The organism is Mycolicibacterium septicum DSM 44393, assembly GCF_000455325.1.
GTDB lineage: Bacteria > Actinomycetota > Actinomycetes > Mycobacteriales > Mycobacteriaceae > Mycobacterium > Mycobacterium septicum.
The window spans coordinates 440,331-460,282 of the sequence record NZ_HG322952.1 but is presented as its reverse complement, the minus strand read 5'-3'; the positions used below and the strand labels follow the sequence as shown (position 1 = coordinate 460,282).

The window sequence follows — 19,952 nt, the reverse complement described above, 5'->3', positions numbered from 1 at the left end:
TCCCCGATCTCGTCGTCGTTGACCCCCAGTGCGCACGTCATCACCAGGGTTGTGAAGATCTCCCGCTCGGAGAGCCGCCGCAGGGCTTGGCTCTTGGTTCTCCGCAGATCTCCGCCGCGGTGATGGCGGTGGGCCTGCTCGGACAACCCGTCGTATTGGAGGTAGACCTCGACGCGTTCGCGGTGCGCGGTGAGCAGATCGAGCAGCGCGTCGTCGTTGGCGATGCGGACCCCGTTGCTGTTGACCAGGATTCGGGTGATCGGCCGGGCGACCAGTTCACCGAGCAACTCGGCCAGGTTCGGGTGCAGCGTCGGCTCGCCCCCGCTGAGCATCAGGACGTCGATGCGGCCGTTCTCCCGGGCCAACCGCTGGTCGACGTTGGCCAGCACGTCGGCGGTCGGTACCACGTGGCGCAAATCGGGTGAGCTGTCGGTGAAACAGGTCGGGCAGCGCAGGTTGCAGGTCTCGGCGATGTCCTCCAGCAGGATGCAGGTGTGCTGCGTCTGCATCTCGGGCAGACCACGCAGATAGGCCGAGGGAATGGGGTCGAAGTTCCCCGCCACGTCGGGGATGTGCGCCTTCGTCGGGGCGGTCCACTCCTCCAGGTAGGACAGGATCTCGGGATCCTCGTCGTAGAGAGTCCTCACCAATCCGTGTGTGCGGCAGCCGCGTTCGAGCCAGACCTGCCCGTCGCGCTCGACGAGGATGCCGGCCAGGCGCGTGACGTCGGCCAGCGGGCGCTCGGGCGCCTCGTCGTGGCAGCGCGGGCAGAACGCGGTGACGTACCGGTGCAGCCGGTCGCCGCGCAATCCCATCCCGGTGCTCACAGGGCGTACAGCTCGGGGTTGAGGCCGGTGCAGAACCCGGCGGTGAACAACGAGACCAGCGCCCAGCCGACCATCAGCCCGATGCCGAGTCCCTTGGCCGTCGGGTTCTTCGACAACAACATCAAGGTGCCACCGCCGAAGGCGATCAGGGCCAACAGCACCGCGGTGCCCCCGAGAACCAGGTTGGTGCTGCCGCCACTGCTGTCAGCGGCCCCGGCGCCGATGAAGCCGATGAATCCGATCACCAGATTGAGTGCGGCGTAGAGAAACGGGCCGAGGATCACCATGGGGACCGAGATGCGTCGCGGGGGCTGTGGCGGCGGTCCGTAGGGATAGCCGGGCGGGTACGAGTAGCCGGGCGGGTAGGGATAACCCGGTGGCGGTGCAGGAGGCGGGGGCGGAGGAGCGGGTGGGTCGCCGTGATAGGCGGGTGGGATACCTTGTGGCTCAAAGCTTTGTGGCCCGAACTCATGCGGCTCGTTGCCGGGTGGGGTCGTATCGTCAGGTGGGCCGGGCGGTGTCGTCATGCGGGCACCTCCTGAGAGTGGGCTGGGTTGCGATAGTACCCGCGGCGGTAGCCGTACCACAGCCGAAACCCCAGGATCAGCAACGACGGCAGCAGGAACCATTGCGGGCGGGTCAGATCCAGCCACACGGTCTCGTTCGCCCGGACGAACTCGACGAAGAAGCGGAAGACCGCGTAGCCGGCGACGTAGAGCACGAACAGTTCACCGGGCCTGCCGATACGGGGGCGCAGCCACAACAACACGGCGAATGCGGTGAGCTGGAAGGCGATCTCGTAGAGAAACGACGGGTGCATGGCGGCGCCGGTGAGGCACCCCGGGCACTCGGGGGTGTCCGCCGGTGCGTGGATGCCCCACGGCAGGGTGGTGGGGCGCCCGGGGGCCTCGGTGAGGTGGCAGCCGATGCGGCCGATCGCCATGCCGAGTGCGACCGCGGGGGCGAACAGGTCGCCGGTCTTTCCGCGATAACCGCCGAGCCGTTTGGCGATGAGCACCCCGAGATAGGCGCCGAGCAGTCCGCCGAGGATGCTGCGCGAGCCGAACTGCCAGGCCTGCGCCAGGGTCGGATTCGCGCTGAAGTCCAGGTGATGGACCCACCCGGTCAACCTCATCCCGATCGCGCCGCCGATCAGCGCGCCGGCCGCGGCGACCACCGACTGCTCGTTGACCGCACCGCGCCGGCGGGCCTCCAGGACGAACACCAGCAGCGCGGCGGACACCCCGAGGGCGACGAACAGGTTGTGCACCCCGATGCTGACGGGCCCGAGGTGCCACTGCGCAGTCACCTGCCGAACCTAACCCGCCGCCGGTTCACCCGGCCAGCGACAATCCCGCGGCAACGGCGAAACCGAGCACGGCCGCCAGGCCGGCGTTCTCCTTGGCCTTCTCGGTGGCCTCCGGGATCATCGAGCCCACCAGCATGACCAGCAGCGCCCCGGCGGCGAAACCGTTGATGCCGCCTCGGAATTCGGCGCCCGCGACGTTCTGCAGCTGATAGCCGCCGACAGTGGCCAGCGCGCACAGTGCGGCGATCGCGGCCCAGCTGCCCACGATCCGGCGGGCCGGTTCTCCCGCGGATTTCATGTCGCTGGCCGATCCGATGGATTCGGGCAGGTTCGACACGAAGATGGACACCACAAGGGCCAGGCTGACACCGGCTCCGGCCGCGATGCCGATGCCGAGGGCGGCCTGTTCGGGAATGCCGTCGAGCAGGGCGCCGAGCAGCAGGGGCAGCCCGGCGGTCTGGGTTCCCTTGCGGCCCAGCCGATCTACCGCCTTGTCCGCGAGATAGAACACCACGGCTCCGACCGCGAGGCCGAGGGCCACCGCCCAGGCGCCGCTGGCCCGGAAGCCCTCCTCGGCGAGTTCGAAGGAGATGCTGGAGATGAGCGCCCCGCCGCCGAAACCGAGGACCAGGCCGACGAGGCGTTGATTCCAGTCCCGGACCACGCCGGCGATCGCGCCGATGAGCAGCGAGGATGCAGCGACCAGGCCCCAGGTCAGCGCGGTGAGCACGCCCGCAGCATAAGACAGCGCGGGGTGGGAACCGGGGAACTGGGGCGGCAGGGAGGAAAGTGCCGAAGAGAACAGCCGGAGAGGCGAGACAGCGCGAAATCGCACGACCGATCGGTGCGATCGATGAGGTTATGGCCCGAAGATCAGGCGGCGTAGCGGTTAGGGGTGGTGACCTGTCGCCGGTTGCCCGGACGACAGGCCACCGACGGCGTCAGCGCCGCGCGTTGCAGTTCGGGGGGTTTCCGCAGTGGTGGCCACCGTCGCAGGCATTGCAGCGACAGGTGCAGGATCCCTTGGTTGCCATGCGCATCGTTGTTCAACTCCTCACTGTTCGGGTACCGCCGGTATGGCCGGCAGCAAACTCCCGAGTTTGGGCGGACATCAACATATAACGACTTCACAATAGTTCGGGTCACCGCGAAAATAAAGGATTCCCGCAACGGCGCGAGTTTTGCCCGTGAGGCCTGTTTCGGGTTGGCGCGCTGACGTGAACAATGCGTGAAACTCTTTGGCCGCAGCCCGTTTAGGGGTTCAAGCGGTGGTGTCGCGGGCGCCCAGTCGGAGATGCTCGATGTGGTAGATGGCTTCGTCGAGAAGTTGCGCCACGTGGCTGTCGTAAAGCCGGTACACGATATTGCGGCCGTACCTGTCGCCGGTCACCAGTCCCAGTGCCCGCAATAGCCGGAGCTGATTGGAGACCGCGGGCTGTTCCATGCCGACCGCCGCGGACAGTTCGGTGACCGAGCACGGTGATTCCCGCAGTCGGGTCAGGATCAGCAATCGGTTGGGGGAGGCCAGGGCCTGCAGGGTCTCGGCGACTTTGGCCGCCGAGGCGGCGTCGAGGGACGCTGCCGGTGTCGCCCGCCCCTCAACTCCGTGACCCATGGCATTCATTCAAGCATGTGGCCCAAAACGTAGTTGATATATTTCAATCTCTACATGTTTAAATGTCTTAGGTGTGTACGGCGAGGATGAACGGGAGGCGCACTCGATGACCGCTCTGTGGGCCGACCGGTTGCCGGTGCGTGACGGTCGTGACGGCACCGCCCGGCCCGTCGGTGCGCGCCGGATCGGCACGTGGATCTGGTCTCTGGACTCGGTGCGCTGGGCGGTCGCGGCCCTGGTGTTGATGCTCTGCGGCGTGGTTGCGCAGTTGGCCGATGCGCCGCAACCGCTGTGGTGGACGCTGTATCTCGCGTGCTATCTCGCCGGCGGTTGGCAATCCGCGGTATCCGGCGTGCAGGCGCTGCGGGACCGCACGCTCGATGTCGACCTGCTGATGATCCTGGCGGCGATCGGTGCGGCATCCATCGGGCAGGTGTTCGACGGCGCGCTGTTGATCGTCATCTTCGCGACGTCCGGCGCGCTGGAGGACGTGGCCACCACACGCACCGAACGTTCGGTGCGCGGACTGCTCGACCTGGCCCCGCCCGACGCGACATTGCTCGAGGACGACGGCGCCCAACGCATCGTCGCGGCGGAGTCGCTGCGGCCCGGCGACCGCATCCTCATCCGGCCCGGGGAACGGATCTCGGCTGACGGCACCGTGACCGGGGGCTCCTCCGACGTCGACCAGTCCTCGATCACCGGTGAACCGCTGCCCGTCGCCAAACAGGTGGGTGACGACGTGTTCGCCGGAACGCTCAACACCTCTGGGGCGCTGCAGGTCACGGTCACTCGGGATCCGTCGAGCACGGTGATGGCCCGCATCGTCGCGGCCGTCGCCGCGGCCTCGGCGACCAAGGCCAAGACCCAGCTGTTCATCGAGAAAGTCGAGCAGCGCTATTCGGTGGTCGTGGTGGTCGCGACCCTGACGCTGTTCGCGGTGCCGCTGGCGCTGGGGGCCGATCTGCGTTCAACGCTGTTGCGCGCCATGACTTTCATGATCGTCGCCTCGCCGTGCGCGGTCGTGCTCGCCACCATGCCGCCCCTGCTGTGCGCGATAGCCAATGCCAGCCGTCGCGGCGTGCTGGTGAAATCCGCGGTCGCCATGGAGCGACTGGCCGACACCGACGTCGTCGTGCTCGACAAGACCGGAACGTTGACCACCGGCGCTCCCCGGGTATCGGACGTGGTGCCCCTCGGCGAGGTGGCGTCCGAGCGGGTCCTCGCAACTGCCGCTGCCGCAGAACAATTCAGCGAGCACCCGATCGGGCGGGCCATCGTCGCCGAGGCTGTATCCCGCGCCGTCACGGTGCCCGAGGCCACCGGCTTCACCGCCTGCGTGGGCCGCGGGGTCCGGGCGATCGTCGACGGGCACCCGGTCGAGGTACTCAGCCCCGCGGCGTATGCGGGCCCGGCGATAGCGGCGGTGGCCGAGATCGAGGCGACCGGGGCGACCGCCGTCGTCGTGGCCGTCGACGGCCACGCCATCGGGGTGCTGGGGCTGCATGACCAGGCCCGCCCGGGCGCGGCCGCTGCCGTGCAGGCGCTTCGGTCCCTGACCGGATGCTCGCCCGTGCTGCTCACCGGTGACAACCATGCCGCGGCAGCGCAATTGGCCGGGCAACTGGGCATCGAGGATGTGCGGGCCGGACTGCTGCCCGACGACAAGGCCACCGCGGTCCGGGAACTGGAATCCGGTGGGCGGCGGGTCCTCATGGTGGGCGACGGGGTCAACGACGCGCCGGCCATGGCGTCCGCGCATTCGTCGATGGCGATGGGGCGCAGCGGCGCCGATCTCACCGTCGACACCGCCGACGTCGTCACCGTGGGCGATGACCTCTCGGCGATCGCCTCGGTGGTCGCGCTGTCCAAGCGGGCCCGCCGGCTGGTCATCGCCAACCTGGTGATCGCAGGCACCGTCATCACCGTCCTGGTGACCTGGGACCTGTTCGGACACTTGCCGTTACCGCTGGGCGTGGCCGGTCACGAGGGCTCGACCATCCTGGTCGCCCTCAACGGGTTGCGGCTACTCAGGGGCGCAGCACGTCCTTGAGCGCGTCGAGCACCGCGGGATCCTCGATGGTGGAGGGCACCGGCTCGTCCAGACCGTCGGCGATACCCCGCATGGTCTTGCGCAGGATCTTGCCCGAACGGGTCTTCGGCAGCGCCGCCACCACGTCGACCTTCTTGAAAACCGCCACCGCGCCGATGTTTTCCCGCACCCGGTCGACCAGCTCCTGGGTGATCCCGTCGGTCGAGGCCCCGGTCTTGAGCACCACGAAGCCGCGTGGCACCTGTCCCTTGAGCTCGTCGGCGACACCGATCACCGCGCATTCGGCCACCGAGGGGTGGTCGGCCAGCACGGCCTCGATCGACCCGGTCGACAACCGGTGTCCGGCAACGTTGATCACGTCGTCGGTACGGCCCATCACGAACAGGTAGCCGTCGGAGTCCACGTAGCCGCCGTCGCCGGTGAGGTAGTAGCCGGTGAACGCCGACAGATACGACGCGACGTAGCGGTGGTCGTCGCCCCACAACGTGGGCAGGGTGCCCGGGGGCAGCGGCAACTTGATGCAGATGGCGCCTTCCTCGTCGGCCTCGCACCGGGTGCCGTCCGAACGCAGGATCTGTACGTCGTAGCCGGGCATCGGCACGGTGGCCGAACCGGGTTTGATCGGAAGGGGTTCGACGCCCATCGGGTCGGCGGCGATGGCCCATCCGGTTTCGGTCTGCCACCAGTGGTCGACCACCGGGATGCCGAGTTTGTCGTTGGCCCAGTGATAGGTGTCGGGGTCGAGGCGCTCGCCGGCCTGGAACAGGTACTTGAGCCCGGACAGGTCGTGGTCGGCCAGCCGCGTGGCTTCGGGATCTTCCTTCTTGATCGCCCGGATCGCGGTCGGGGCGGTGAACAGCGCCTTGACGCCGTACTCGGCGGCCACGCGCCAGAACGCCCCGGCGTCAGGGGTGCCGACCGGTTTGCCTTCGTAGAGAACGGTTGTCGCGCCCAGAAGCAAAGGCGCGTAGACGATGTAGGAATGTCCGACCACCCAGCCGACATCGGAGGCCGCCCAGAACACGTCGCCGGGTTCCACGTCGTAGATGTGGCGCATGCTCCACAGCAGGGCCACCGCGTGCCCGCCGTTGTCGCGGACGATGCCCTTGGGTTTACCGGTGGTGCCCGACGTATAGAGCACGTACAGCGGGTCGGTCGCGGCCACCGGCACCGGATCGACCGGTGCGGCGTCGGCGACCAGCTGCTGCCAGTCGTGATCGCGCCCGTCGACCAGCTCGCAGGGACACTGTTCCCGCTGGAGGATGACGCAGGCCCGGGGCTTGTGTTCGGCGATGTCGAGCGCGGTGTCCAGCATGGGCTTGTATTCGATGGTGCGCGTCGGCTCGATGCCGCAGGATGCGCTCACCACGACCACCGGGCGGGCGTCGTCGATCCGGGTGGCCAGCTCGTGCGCGGCGAACCCGCCGAACACCACCGAGTGCACCGCGCCCAGCCGGGCGCAGGCCAGCATCGCGATGACGGCCTCGGGGACCATCGGCATGTAGATCACCACGAGATCGCCCTTGTTCACCCCAAGGCTGCGCAGGGCCCCGGCGAACCGGGCAGTGGCGTCGCGTAACTCGCGGTAGGTGTAGGTGGCCTTGGTGCCGGTGACGGGGGAGTCGTAGATCAGCGCGGTCTGATCGCCGCGCTCGGCGACGTGGCGATCCAGGGCGTTGGCACAGGTGTTGAGCTCGCCGTCGGGGAACCACCGGTAGAACGGCGGCTTGGTGTCGTCGAGTATGCGCTGCGGCTCGGATGTCCAGGTCACCGCCTTGGCGGCGTCGGCCCAGAAGGTGGCCGGGTCGTTGAGGCTGGCATCAAAAAGGCGGCGGTAACCGGACATACCGGCACCGTAGCGTGTCGGGCCAGTCGAAATCGAAGATTGTCGCTGGTCGGTGGCCTGCCCGCGCCCGGTGGTCGCTCGTGCGCGGTCATCGGTCGTTGCGCGGCAATTCGGGTAGCGCGGTACTCACGCCGATGCGGGTGGGCGGGGTCAGGATTGCCGGGACGACGAGGAGCCGGCATGAAAGTCGACATCGATTACGACCCGTACAACGTCGAGATCACGCGCGACCCCTATCCGACCTACCGCCGGTTGCGGGACGAGGCGCCGCTGTACTACAACGCGACGCACGATTTCTTCGCGGTAACTCGCTACGACGATGTCGAGCGGGCGTTGATCGACCGCGACACCTTCATCTCCGGGCGGGGCAATGTCCTGGAATTCATCAAATCCGGTGTCGAGATGCCGCCCGGCATCGTCGTCGCCGAGGACCCGCCCAGCCACACCATCCACCGCACCCTGATGTCGCGGGTGTTCACCCCGCGCAAGGTGGCCGCACTGGAACCGGCGATCCGGACGTACTGCGCCGAGTACCTCGATCCGCTGATCGGCACCGGGCGGTTCGATGTGATCGGTGAGTTCGCCGCGCAGATGCCGATGCGGGTGATCAGCATGCTGATGGGCATTCCCGATGCCGACCAGATCGCGATCCGCGACATGAGCAATGCCAACATGCGGACCAAGGCCGGACGCGGTATGCGGATCAACGAACAGAACATGGCACTGGGTGGAGCGTTCGCCGACTACATCGACTGGCGCGTCGAGCATCCGTCCGACGACATCATGACCGACCTGCTCAACGTCGAGTTCGAGGACCAGACCGGCACCCGGCGCCGGCTGACCCGGCGCGAACTGCTGACCTACGTGCACGTCATCGCCGGGGCGGGCAACGAGACCAGCGCGCGGCTGATCGGATGGACCGTCAAGGTGCTCGCCGAGCATCCGGATCAGCGTCGCGAACTGGTGCGCGACCGGGCATTGGTGCCCAACGCAATTGAGGAAATCCTGCGGTTCGAGAACCCGGCCCCGCATGCGGCCCGCTCCCTGGCCGTCGATGCCAAGTGGCACGGGCACACGGTTCCCGCCGGCAGTGCATTGTTGATCGTGATGGCCGCGGCCAACCGCGACGAGCGTCGCTACGCCGAACCGGACCGCTTCGACATCCACCGCGACATCGGTATGCACCTGGCGTTCGGCCACGGCGCCCATTTCTGTCTGGGTGCCGCGCTCGCCCGCATCGAGGCCCGCATCGCGCTCGACGAGATCCTCACCCGATTCCCGGACTGGGACGTGGATCTCGACGATGCGGCGCTCTCACCCACCTCGACGGTGCGTGGTTGGGAACGGCTGCCGATGCTGGTGGCGTGAACCTACTCCTGGAAGCGGTACCCCATCCCCGCCTCGGTCAGCAGGTGTACCGGACGTGACGGATCGTCCTCAAGTTTGCGGCGCAGCTGCGCCAGATAGACCCGCAGGTAATGGGTTTCCTTCGCATAGGCCGGTCCCCACACCTCGCGCAGCAGCTCTTCGCGGCCCACCAACTTGCCGCGGTTGCGCACCAGCATCTCCAGCATGCCCCACTCGGTGGGGGTCAGGTGCACCTCGTGGTTGTTCTTGGTCACCTTCTTGGCGGCGAGGTCGACGGTGAACGACGAGGTCTCGATGACGGGCTCGTCCGTTTCGGAAGCCGCCGCACCGCGGCGCACCGCCGCCCGCAGCCGGGCCAGGAACTCGTCCATTCCAAAGGGTTTGGTGACGTAGTCATCGGCCCCGGCATCGAGCGCCTCGACCTTGTCCGACGAGTCGGTACGGGCCGAGAGCACGATCACCGGCGCCGACAGCCAACCGCGCAGGCCCGCGAGCACCTCGATGCCGGACATGTCGGGCAGCCCGAGGTCGAGCACGATCACGTCGGGGCGGTGATCGGCGGCGGCCCGCAGTCCCTGGCCGCCGTTGGTGGCGGTGTCGACCTCGTAGCCGCGCACGGACAGGTTGATCCGCAGCGCACGCAAGATCTGCGGTTCGTCGTCGATCACGAGGACACGGGTTTTGATGGCGTTGGTGGGTGTCATGCCGGTTCGTCCTTTGGCGGTGCAGCGAGGTCGATTTCGACGGTCAGGCCACCGCCGGGGGTGTCGGTCGCCGAGATGGTCCCGCCCATGGCTTCGACGAAGCCGCGGGCAACGGACAGGCCGAGCCCGACGCCGATGGTGGTGTTGTGATCGCCGAGGCGCTGGAACGGTGCGAACAGTTGTTCCTCGGCCCCGCGCGGCATCCCGGGCCCTTCGTCGATGACCGCGATCAGTACCCGGTCGGCCACCTGCCCGGCGCTGACCCGGATGGGGCCGTCAGGTGCGTACCGCAGCGCGTTGTCGATCAGGTTGGCCAGTACCCGTTCGAGCAGCCCGGCGTCGGCCATCGCGACGGCGTCGCCGACCTCGACCTTCACCCGGTCCAGGCCCTCGCGGGTGAATCCGGTGGCGCCCTTGCTGATTCCCAGCAGTGCGCGCTGCACGGTCTCCTCCAGGTAGACCCGGCGCAGCTCGGGGCGGACGACCCCGGCCGACAGCCGGGACGAGTCCAGCAGGTTGCCGACGAGCGCGGTGAGCGCATCGATGGATTCCTCGATGGTGGCCAGCAGTTCGGCGGTGTCCTCGGCCGAGAAGTCGATGTCCTCGCTGCGCAGGCTGCTGGCCGCCGCCTTGGCCGCGGCCAGCGGGGTACGCAGGTCGTGGCTGACCGCCGACAACAGTGACCGGCGCAGTTCATCGGCCTGCGCGATGGCGGCGGCCTTGCCGGCTTCCTCGGTGAGCTCGCGCTGTTTGACCAGTCCGGCAGCCTGTTTCGCGACGGCGCTCAGCACGCGGCGATCGCGCGCGGCCAGTTTCCGTCCGGCCATCAGCAGCCAGAATTCGTCGTCTCCGACCTCGATGGCGGTGTCGGCGGAGTCCACCTCGGCGCACGGCTTCGTGCCGACGCACGCCACGATCTCTGTGGTTCCGTCGTGTTCGCGCAGCAGGCTCACCGCGCGTTGGGAGTACGTCTCCCGCAGCCGTTCCAGCAGGGTGGTCAGGTCGGCGCCGCGCAGCACCGACCCGGCGAACAGCGTCAGCAGTTCCGCCTCCTGCGAGGCCTTCCTGGCTTCGCGGGCCCGGCTGGCAGCCCCGTCGACCAGCGCCGCGACCGCCACCGCGACGAGCAGCAGCACGACGACGGTGACCGCGCTGTCGGGTTCGGAGATGGTGAACGTGTGGCGGGGGTCGACCAGGAAGTAGTTCAGCAGCAACCCGGACAGCAGGGCCGACAGGCCGGCCGGTGCGACGCCTCCGAGCAGCGCGACGATCAGCACGCCGATGAAGAACAGGGCGCTTTCGCCGCTGACCCCGAGGTAGGGGTCCAGCAGGGTCACGATCGCCAGGCAGATCGCCGACGGAACCACCAGGCTGGCAAGCCAGGAAGCGACGTGGCGCTGCCGGGGTGTGGCAGTAAACCAGCCGAAGCCGCGGCGGGCCTGCTCATGGGTCACCATGTGCACGTCGATCTTGCCGGAGTGCTGCACCACGGCGGCGCCGATGCCCTCGTCGAACATCCGCGCCCACCGGGATCGCCTCGACGTGCCGAGCACCAGCTGCGTGGCATTCCGCTCGCGCGCGAAATCCAGTAGCGCCGTGGGTACGTCATCGCCGACGACGGTGTGGAGGGTGGCGCCCAGACTGATGGCCAGCTCCCGGACCTTGCCCATCTGGGGTGCCGAGACACCTGACAGTCCGTCCCCGCGAACGACGTGCACCACCATCAGTTCCGCGCTGGACTTCGACGCGATGCGGGATGCCCTGCGCACCAGGGTTTCCGACTCGGTGCCGCCGGTGACGGCGACCACCACACGCTCGCGGGCCTCCCAGGTGTCGGTGATCTTGTTGTCGGCACGGTACTTGGCCAGCGCGGCGTCGACCTGGTCGGCCAGCCACAGCAGGGCCAGTTCTCGCAGCGCGGTGAGGTTTCCGCGCCGGAAGTAGTTCGACATCGCGGCGTCGACCCGCTCGGGTGCGTATACGTTGCCGTGGGACAGCCTGCGGCGCAGTGCCTCCGGGGTGATGTCGACCAACTCGATCTGGTCGGCCGCCCGGACCACCTCGTCGGGAACCTTCTCCTGCTGCTCGATACCGGTGATCTGGGTGACCACATCGTTGAGGCTCTCCAGGTGCTGGACGTTGACCGTCGAGATCACGGTGATCCCGGCATCGAGCAGTTCCTCGACGTCCTGCCAGCGCTTGGGGTTCTTGCTGCCCGGGGTGTTGGTGTGGGCGAGTTCGTCGACCAGCACCACCTGAGGGTTGCGGGCCAGCACCGCGGCCACGTCGAGTTCGGGGAAGCTGCCTCCCCGATACTCGACGTAGCGCGGCGGGACGATCTCGATACCGTCGAGCAGGTCGGCGGTCTTCTTGCGCCCGTGCGTCTCGACCACCGCGGCAACCAGGTCGGTGCCGCGCTCGAGCCTGCGGTGCGCCTCACCGAGCATCGCGTAGGTCTTGCCCACGCCGGGAGCCGCACCCAGATATATGCGCAGCTCACCGCGTTTGGTGGGGCTCGACGCCAGCGTACTCACAAGACCATCATCCTCGTGCCTACAGCGAGTCGAGGGCGATGTTGAGTTCGAGCACGTTGACCCGCGGTTCGCCGAAGAAGCCCAGGGTGCGTCCGTCGGTGTGCTGGGCCACCATCGAGCGCACCAGTTCGGGGTTGAGGCCGCGGGCCTTGGCCACCCGGTTGACCTGCAGATCCGCGTAGGCCAGCGAGATGTGCGGGTCCAGTCCGCTGCCACTGGCGGTCACCGCGTCGGCGGGCACCGCGGGGTCAGCGGGCGCGTTGCCGCGGATCGGCACGATCAGGCCGGTGCTGTAGTCCTCGCCGGCCTTTGCGCATTCGACCCGCACGCCTTCATAGGTGTTGACGAACGGCGTCTTCGTGGTGTCGCACGGCTGGTTGACGCTGACCACCTTGGTCGGGCGGATGACGTTTCCGCGGGCATCCCGTGGCCCGATCACCGACAGCACCGCACCGACACCGTCTCCGGTGCAGAACGGGCGGGCGCCGTCGACGCCGTCGAACTCGCCGACCGCGGCGCTGCGTGAGCACACCAGGGTGAGCAGGCTCGGCTTGTCCGGAGTGTCGACGATGCTCTCCGGCCCCAGGTTGCTCGCGCTGGTGGACATGGGGTCGTAGCCGTCACCGGCGGCCGACGGACGGCTCTGGAAGTAGCGGGGCAGGGGATTGCCATCGGCATCGGTGAAGGACTGACCGATCAGGCTGCTGCCCACCGGCTTTCCGTTCACCTCGATCAGCGATCCGTCGGCCTTGTCGCGCAGGCCGGGGATCTGGGCCACCAGCCAGATGAAGACCGGATACCCGATGCCCAGGATCACGGTGAGCACCAGCAGGGCCCGCAGGGCGGCTGCATGTTGGCGGAGCAGGTTGGAGAATTTCATGTCACATTCCCGGGAAGAGTTGGACGACGAGGTCGATCAGCTTGATGCCGATGAACGGCGCGATGATGCCGCCGAGGCCGTACACGTACAGGTTGCGGCTCAACAGCTTGGACGCACTGCTGGGGGTGTATCGGACGCCCTTGAGCGCCAATGGGATCAGCGCCACGATGACGACCGCATTGAAGATCACCGCGGACAGGATCGCCGATTGCGGGCTGTGCAGCCGCATGATGTTCAGCAGATCCAGGCCGGGGAACAGGGCCACGAACAACGCCGGGATGATCGCGAAGTACTTCGCGATGTCGTTGGCGATGGAGAACGTGGTCAACGCCCCGCGGGTGATCAGCAACTGTTTGCCGATCTCGACGATCTCGATGAGTTTGGTCGGGTCGGAGTCGAGATCGACCATGTTGCCGGCCTCTTTGGCCGCCGAGGTCCCGCTGTTCATCGCGACACCGACGTCGGCCTGGGCCAGGGCGGGCGCGTCGTTGGTGCCGTCGCCGGTCATCGCGACGAGCTTGCCGCCGGCCTGCTCCTTCTTGATCAGTGCCATCTTGTCCTCGGGCGTGGCCTCGGCGAGGAAGTCGTCCACCCCGGCCTCGTCCGCGATGGCCTTGGCGGTCAACGGATTGTCGCCGGTGATCATCACGGTGCGGATGCCCATCCGGCGCATCTCGTCGAAGCGTTCCCGCATGCCCTGCTTGACGACGTCCTTGAGATGGATCACGCCGAGCACTGCGGCATTCCCGTCGACGACGTGTCCGACCACCAGCGGTGTGCCGCCAGCTGCGGAGATCCCGTCCACGATGTCGCCGAGTTCGGTTGGTACCAGGCCGCCTTCGGATCGCACCCACTCGGCCACCGCGCCCGCCGCGCCCTTGCGCAGCCGATGGTCGCCGGAGAGGTCGACGCCCGACATCCGGGTGTTGGCACTGAACTCCACCCAGTGCGCCTTGTCGAGTTCGCCGGGGGTGCGGCCCCGCAGACCGTACTGCTGCTTGGCGAACACCACGATGGATCGGCCCTCGGGGGTCTCGTCGGCCAGGCTGGACAGCTGTGCGGCATCGGCGAGTTGATCTTCGGTGATGCCCGACAGCGGTACGAACGCGGCGGCCTGGCGGTTGCCGAGCGTGATGGTCCCGGTCTTGTCGAGCAGCAGTGTGTTGACGTCTCCGGCTGCCTCGACAGCGCGGCCGGACATGGCCAGCACGTTGCGCTGCACCAGTCGGTCCATGCCGGCGATGCCGATCGCCGAGAGCAGGGCGCCGATGGTGGTGGGGATCAGGCACACCAGCAGCGACACCATGACGATGCCCGAGATGCCGTTTCCGTTGAGCGCCAGGGTGTCTGCAACACCCGGGTTGTTGGCCTTGGAGAAGATGGCCAGCGGCTGCAGGGTCGCCACGGCGAAGACGAAGATGATCGTCAACGAGGACAGCAGGATGTTGAGCGCGATCTCGTTGGGCGTCTTCTGCCGGTTGGCGCCCTCGACCAGGTTGATCATCCGGTCGATGAAGCTCTCACCGGGCTTCTGGGTGATCTGTACGACGATGCGGTCGGACAGCACCGTGGTGCCGCCGGTGACCGCGCTCCGGTCGCCGCCGGACTCCCGGATGACGGGTGCCGATTCACCGGTGATCGCCGACTCATCCACCGAGGCAATGCCTTCCACGACATCACCGTCTCCGGGGATGACCTGGCCGGCCTCGACCACGACGACGTCACCCTGCTGCAGCAGCGGTGCGGCGACTTCCTCTTCGCGGCCGGGGGTGCCCGGGGCCCATCCGGTCAGCCGGCGGGCCATGGTGGACGTCTTGGTCTTGCGCAGCGACTCGGCCTGGGCCTTGCCGCGTCCCTCGGCGACAGCCTCGGCCAGGTTGGCGAAGATCACCGTCAGCCAGAGCCAGATGACGATCAGCCCGGAGAACCAGGACGGGTTGAGCACGGCCAGGATCGTGCTCCAGACCGCGCCGATCTCGACGATGAACATGACGGGGTTGCGCCACAGCGTGCGCGGGTCGAGCTTGCGCAGCGCATCGGGCGTCGATTTCCACAGCATCTTCGGGTCCAGCAGGCCGCCCTTGATTCGGTTGGAACTACCGGGTTTCGGCTGTGCGGACGACGGTGAATCGAGAGTAGGTACTGACATCAGTGAATTCCTTCAGCAAGGGGCCCGAGCGCGAGCATGGGCAAGAAGGTGAGGGCGACCAGGATCAGCGTGACGCCGGCGACCATGCCGACGAACTGGGGTCGATGGGTGGGGAGGGTGCCGATGGACTCGGGCGTCTTGCCCTGTTTGGCCAGTGATCCGGCCAGTGCCAGCACGAAGATGATCGGCAGGAACCGGCCGAACACCATCGCGAGGCCGAGGGCGGTGTTGTACCACTCGGTGTTGACGCTGATGCCGGCGAAGGCGGAACCGTTGTTGTTGGAGGCTGACGTGAAGGCGTACAGCACTTCCGACAGGCCGTGTGGCCCGGTGTTGAGCATGCCTGCCCGTTGACCAGGCATGGCCATCGCCACTGCGGTGCCGGTCAGCACCAGCAGGGGTGTGATCAGGAAATACGTTGCGGCGAGCTTGATCTCACGGGGGGTGATCTTCTTGCCCAGGTATTCCGGTGTGCGGCCGACCATCAGGCCCGCGACGAACACCGTGATGATCGCCAGCACCAGCATGCCGTACAGGCCGGAGCCGACGCCGCCGGGAGCCACCTCACCGAGCTGCATGTTGAACATCGTGATCAGACCGCCGAGGCTGGTGTACGAATCGTGGAACGAGTCCACCGCGCCGGTCGAGGTCAGCGTCGTCGCATCGGCGAAGACCGCCGAGTTGGCGATGCCGAACCGCTGTTCGACGCCTTCCATCGCGGCGCCGGCGGCGGTGGGGACGGTGCCATGAGCCTGCAGCTGGAACAGCATCATCAGGCTGACGCTGATCGTCGCGATCACGGCCATCGCGGCGGCGATCGCATAGCCCTGCTTCACGCTGCCGACCATGCGGCCGAACGTCCGCGGCAGTGAGAACGGGATCATCAGGATCAGGAAGATCTCCACCCAGTTGGTCCAGGTGGTGGGGTTCTCGAACGGGTGCGCGGAGTTGGCGTTGTAGAAGCCACCGCCGTTGGTGCCGAGCAGCTTGATGACCTCCTGGCTGGCGACCGGGCCGCCGGGGATGGTCTGAGTGCCGCCCACGAGCGTGTTGACCACCTCGCTGTGCAGGGCGAAGTTCTGGATCGCGCCGCCGCCGAGCAGAATCAGCGCGCCGACGATCGAAATGGGCAGCAGGATACGGAGATTACCGCGCACCAGGTCGACCCAGAAGTTGCCGAGGTCGCCGGTGTTGCGCCGGACCAGGCCACGGACGAAGGCCATCGCCACGGCCATGCCGACCGCGGCCGAGACGAAGTTCTGCACCGCCAGGCCGGCCATCTGGACCAGGTGGCCCTGGGTGCTCTCACCCGAATATGCCTGCCAGTTCGTGTTGGTCACGAAGCTGATGGCCGTGTTCCAGGCCAGCGCCGGTGTCATCGGGGTTCCCGGATCGTTCAGGTGCAGCGGCAATTTGCCCTGCACCAGCTGCAAGACGAACAGGAACAGGACGCTGATCGCAGAGAAGGCCAGCACGCTGCGGGCGTAGGCGCCCCAGGTCTGTTCGGCCTTCGGGTCCGCGCCGATCAGCCGGTAGATGAGCCGTTCGGCACGCGAGTGCTTCTCGGTGGAGTAGACGCGGTACATGTAGTCGCCGAGCGGTACGTGGACGGCCGCCACCGCGACGATGAGGACGACGAGGAAAACGATCCCCGCGGTTGTAGTAGTCACTAGAACCTCTCCGGAAACAGCAGCGCCGCGAAGAGAAACAGCGCGATGAGGATCGCCAGGCCCAGGCCGACGACGTTTTCGTAGCTCACAGTCCCTCGACCAACTTCTGCACCAGGCCCAGCAGCGCAAAGATCGCCACTGTCAGCACGATGAACACCACTACGGACATGGGTTCTCCAACACGTTTTCGGGCCGCCGGATCTCGGCGACTGATCAAGCGTCCGTCTGCTGCAGGTGGCCGGCGACGATCTTTATGTCTTCTTTACGCTCGGCTGCCGGACCTTTACGGGTTCTTTCCCGGGGCCCCTGGAGGCCCTCGTCAGCGGCGTAAAGATGGTGTCAACAGCGCCCGGTTGTGGCGTAGGAAATGCGTAATCGCCGTCGAATTCTCGCGGCGCTGGTTCCTACCGTGTGCCGAGAGTGTCGGCGCGTGAAGGAGCTGGAGACATCGACCATCCATCGCTGTGGGGAACGGCGGCCTGGGGCCAGCTGGTCGCGATCGCTGTCCTCGTCGTATTTCTGCATGTCCCGCTGGGTAACTACCTGGCATCCGTCTACACCGCCCGCACCGATTGGCGGGTAGAGCGGGTGATCTACCGTCTGGTCGGGGTGCAGCCGGATGGTCAGCAACGTTGGACGGGCTACCTGAGCGCGATCCTGGCATTCTCAGCGGTCAGTGTTCTGCTGCTGTACGGGCTGTTGCTTTTGCAGGTGTATTTGCCCGAACCGTGGGGCCATAAAGGCATGACGCCGGCATTAGCGTTCAATACCGCAATTTCGTTTACGACCAATACCAGTTGGCAGAACTACCCGGGCGAGGCGACTCTCGGTCACGTCGGGCTGGTGGCCGGCCTCGGGGTGCAGGCCTTCGCGAGCCTTGCGGTCGGCATGTGCGTTGCGGTGGTTTTGATCCGCGGGCTGGCACGCTATCAGAACCAGGAGATCGGCAACTTCTGGGTGGATCTGGTGCGCACCGTGGTCCGGATCCTGCTGCCGCTGTCGGTGATCGTCACGTTGATCCTGTTGACCCTCGGTGTCGTCAACAACTTCCATGGCGCGCAGAATGTTTCGACGATCGCAGGCGGCAGCCAGACGTTGCTCGGTGGTCCGGTCGCCACGTGGGAGTCGATCAAGCTGATGTCGGGCGACGGTGGCGGCGCCTTCAACGTCAACAGTGCCCATCCCTTCGAGAACCCGACACCGTTGACCAACGTCGTGGAAATCGTTGCGATGCTGTTGATCCCGGTGGCGTTCCTGCGGACCTTCGGTGTGATGGTCGGGGACCGCAGGCAGGGGTGGGCGCTCTTCGCCGTCGTCGCATCGCTGTACGTGCTGGCGACGGTGGCCCTCGTCGCGGCGACGTCGGTGCCGCACGGCACCGTCGTCCACGCCGTCGGTGCGCCGGTGGAGGGCACCGAGATGCGGTTCGGCGTGCCCGGGAGCGCGGTGTTCGGTCAGGCGGCCACCGCGTCCGGCGACGGTGCGGCGAACTCGTCGTACGACAGTTTCGCCAGCCTCGGCGGCGCGGTGCTGATGCTGAACATGATGCTCGGCGAGGTGGCCCCCGGCGGTGCCGGCAGTGGCCTATATGGCCTGGTGATGATGGTGCTGCTGGCGGTGTTCCTGGGCGGGTTGATGGTCGGGACAACGCCGGAGTACCTCAAGCAGCGGCTGCAGGCCCGGCACATGAAGCTGGTCAGCCTGTACCTGCTGGCGCTGCCGGTCGCGGTCCTGGTCGGAACGGCGATCGCGATGGCGCTGCCCGGTCAGCGCGCGGCGATGCTCAACTCCGGGCCGCACGGGCTCTCCGAGGTGCTGTACGCGTTCACCAGTTCGGCGGCCAACAACGGCAGTGGCTTCGCCGGGTTCAGCGGGAACACCACCTGGTACAACGTTGCGCTGGCGATCGCGATGGTGATCGGCCGCTTCCTGCCGATCATCGCGGTCCTGGCCATCGCCGGGAACTTCGCCGCCCAGCGGCCCGGCGTCGTCACCGCCGGCACGCTGAAGACCCACACGCCGACCTTCGTCGTGCTGACCCTGGCCTCGACCCTGCTCATCGTCGGCCTGGAGTACCTGCCCGTTCTGGTGGTCGGCCCGATCGCCGACGCGCTGCAGTGATCAAGGCCGCGTCAAGGTTGGGCTACACGGTGTCAAGAGACCGCAAAGACCCTGGTGGCGGTACTCCGGCGGCGGGAGGGTCAGAGGATGGTGACCACCTATTACGTCGAGCAACCCAGGGCATTGCTGGACGAGACCTCGGTGTTGAGCCGTTGCGCGTTGTGGCGCAGCGCTTTCAAAGGATTCTCGGTGAGCTACCCCGCCGAGTTGCTCAACTTGGAGCCGGCCGCGGCCTGGATGCGCCGCTACCGTGTCACCGTCGATGTCCGCACCGCCGCGGAGCTCAATCTGGCCCTGGCATCAGGAATCCGGTCGGCGCAACTCGTGATGCACCCGCGCAACGCCGCCGCAGTCGCGAGCGCCGGTACGGGACAGGCCGCGCGGCTTGTCGTCGACTCCGGTCAGCAGGCCGCAGCCCTGGCTCGCGGCGCGCGCCGACGTGAGCATGTGTTCGTGTGCGCGGGTGCTGGAATGCCCGCTGTCGTGGCCGAGGTGCTGAAGCACCGTGAGCTCGAACCCGTCGGCCTGCACTGTGCGGCGGACCCGGCGCATGATCCGATCGGGCTGGGGGCGCTGCGGTCGGTGCTTGCTGACATGGCCATGATCCGGCGTAGCCATTCGGTGCTGCTGAGCCGGATCAGCCTGGCGGGCATGGACGGCGGCCTGTTCGGTCTGCATCCGTGGGCACTCCGCCGTGTCGCCGGCGCGCTCGGTGAGGTCGTTGAGGAGCAATGTGCGCGCTACCGTTTCCCCCGGCCTGCGCTGACGGTCGCCCCGTCCGTGCACGCATTGTTACCGCGAGATGTCAACGCAGCGTGAATGTTTCAGTCAGGCGCGTCAAGACGCCGCAAATATCCTGGTCCGACGGTCGCGGTA

General features: G+C 67.3%; 17 protein-coding genes. 4 read left to right on the top strand and 13 right to left on the bottom strand.

What is annotated here, in order from left to right; translation table 11 throughout:
• The 6 genes from TX88_RS22170 to TX88_RS22150 all read right to left on the bottom strand — a co-directional run.
• Nucleotides 1-815: radical SAM protein (locus TX88_RS22170; protein WP_044521703.1), on the bottom strand; the 815-nt coding region annotated here is incomplete at its 3' end.
• A gap of 8 nt (nucleotides 816-823) precedes the next feature.
• Complete coding sequence (locus TX88_RS35295) at nucleotides 824-1,354, bottom strand: hypothetical protein (RefSeq protein ID WP_244438575.1); 531 nt, start codon at nucleotides 1,352-1,354, stop codon at nucleotides 824-826.
• Entirely contained in the window at nucleotides 1,351-2,136 is a 786-nt protein-coding gene (locus TX88_RS22160) for a prolipoprotein diacylglyceryl transferase (RefSeq protein ID WP_044520033.1), read from the bottom strand. The genes TX88_RS35295 and TX88_RS22160 overlap by 4 nt, the downstream gene beginning before the upstream one ends.
• Nucleotides 2,137-2,161: 25 nt before the next feature.
• Nucleotides 2,162-2,866, bottom strand: a complete 705-nt coding sequence (locus TX88_RS22155) for a ZIP family metal transporter (RefSeq protein WP_044520032.1) — start codon at nucleotides 2,864-2,866, stop codon at nucleotides 2,162-2,164.
• Nucleotides 2,867-3,009: 143 nt separating this feature from the next.
• The gene (locus tag TX88_RS34355; RefSeq protein ID WP_162563189.1) at nucleotides 3,010-3,186 is read right to left on the bottom strand and encodes a hypothetical protein; all 177 of its coding nucleotides are present in this window, start codon (nucleotides 3,184-3,186) and stop codon (nucleotides 3,010-3,012) included.
• A gap of 211 nt (nucleotides 3,187-3,397) precedes the next feature.
• A complete protein-coding gene (locus TX88_RS22150; protein WP_044521695.1) occupies nucleotides 3,398-3,751 on the bottom strand; it encodes an ArsR/SmtB family transcription factor in 354 nt (117 codons plus the stop codon).
• A 106-nt stretch (nucleotides 3,752-3,857) separates the two neighbouring features.
• Here TX88_RS22150 and TX88_RS22145 point away from each other — a divergent pair, with 106 nt between their 5' ends.
• Nucleotides 3,858-5,804, top strand: a complete 1,947-nt coding sequence (locus tag TX88_RS22145; RefSeq protein ID WP_044521693.1) for a heavy metal translocating P-type ATPase — start codon at nucleotides 3,858-3,860, stop codon at nucleotides 5,802-5,804.
• Here the strand turns inward: TX88_RS22145 and TX88_RS22140 are convergent.
• Nucleotides 5,782-7,650, bottom strand: coding sequence for a propionyl-CoA synthetase (locus tag TX88_RS22140; RefSeq protein ID WP_044520031.1), 1,869 nt, complete (start codon nucleotides 7,648-7,650; stop codon nucleotides 5,782-5,784). The two genes, TX88_RS22145 and TX88_RS22140, sit on opposite strands and share 23 nt — an antisense overlap.
• A gap of 180 nt (nucleotides 7,651-7,830) precedes the next feature.
• On the opposite strand from TX88_RS22140, the gene TX88_RS22135 reads away from it, so the two are divergent.
• Nucleotides 7,831-9,018, top strand: coding sequence for a cytochrome P450 (locus TX88_RS22135; RefSeq protein ID WP_044520030.1), 1,188 nt, complete (start codon nucleotides 7,831-7,833; stop codon nucleotides 9,016-9,018).
• A gap of 2 nt (nucleotides 9,019-9,020) precedes the next feature.
• On the opposite strand, the gene TX88_RS22130 is transcribed toward TX88_RS22135, so the two are convergent.
• From TX88_RS22130 to TX88_RS33935, 6 genes are read right to left on the bottom strand one after another with little or no spacing between them, the layout of a single operon-like run.
• On the bottom strand, nucleotides 9,021-9,722 hold the full coding sequence (locus TX88_RS22130; protein ID WP_044520029.1) for a response regulator: 702 nt from the start codon (nucleotides 9,720-9,722) through the stop codon (nucleotides 9,021-9,023).
• A complete protein-coding gene (locus tag TX88_RS22125; RefSeq protein ID WP_044520028.1) occupies nucleotides 9,719-12,256 on the bottom strand; it encodes a DUF4118 domain-containing protein in 2,538 nt (845 codons plus the stop codon). The genes TX88_RS22130 and TX88_RS22125 overlap by 4 nt, the downstream gene beginning before the upstream one ends.
• Before the next feature lie 19 nt (nucleotides 12,257-12,275).
• Nucleotides 12,276-13,136: a potassium-transporting ATPase subunit C gene (locus TX88_RS22120; RefSeq protein WP_044520027.1), complete on the bottom strand. Its 861-nt coding sequence runs from the start codon at nucleotides 13,134-13,136 to the stop codon at nucleotides 12,276-12,278.
• 1 nt (nucleotide 13,137) lies between these two features.
• Nucleotides 13,138-15,285, bottom strand: a complete 2,148-nt coding sequence (kdpB, locus tag TX88_RS22115; RefSeq protein ID WP_044520026.1) for a potassium-transporting ATPase subunit KdpB — start codon at nucleotides 15,283-15,285, stop codon at nucleotides 13,138-13,140.
• A complete protein-coding gene (gene kdpA, locus TX88_RS22110) occupies nucleotides 15,285-16,955 on the bottom strand; it encodes a potassium-transporting ATPase subunit KdpA (protein WP_044520025.1) in 1,671 nt (556 codons plus the stop codon). Before kdpA (TX88_RS22110) ends, kdpB begins: the two co-directional genes overlap by 1 nt.
• Nucleotides 16,955-17,044, bottom strand: a complete 90-nt coding sequence (locus TX88_RS33935; RefSeq protein WP_019347277.1) for a potassium-transporting ATPase subunit F — start codon at nucleotides 17,042-17,044, stop codon at nucleotides 16,955-16,957. Before TX88_RS33935 ends, kdpA (TX88_RS22110) begins: the two co-directional genes overlap by 1 nt.
• Nucleotides 17,045-17,417: 373 nt before the next feature.
• On the opposite strand from TX88_RS33935, the gene kdpA (TX88_RS22100) reads away from it, so the two are divergent.
• Nucleotides 17,418-19,076 (top strand): potassium-transporting ATPase subunit KdpA, encoded by a 1,659-nt coding sequence (gene kdpA / locus TX88_RS22100; protein WP_044521686.1) that lies wholly within the window; start codon nucleotides 17,418-17,420, stop codon nucleotides 19,074-19,076.
• A gap of 87 nt (nucleotides 19,077-19,163) precedes the next feature.
• Entirely contained in the window at nucleotides 19,164-19,895 is a 732-nt protein-coding gene (locus tag TX88_RS22095; protein ID WP_044520024.1) for a hypothetical protein, read from the top strand.
• Nucleotides 19,896-19,952 lie beyond the last annotated feature (57 nt).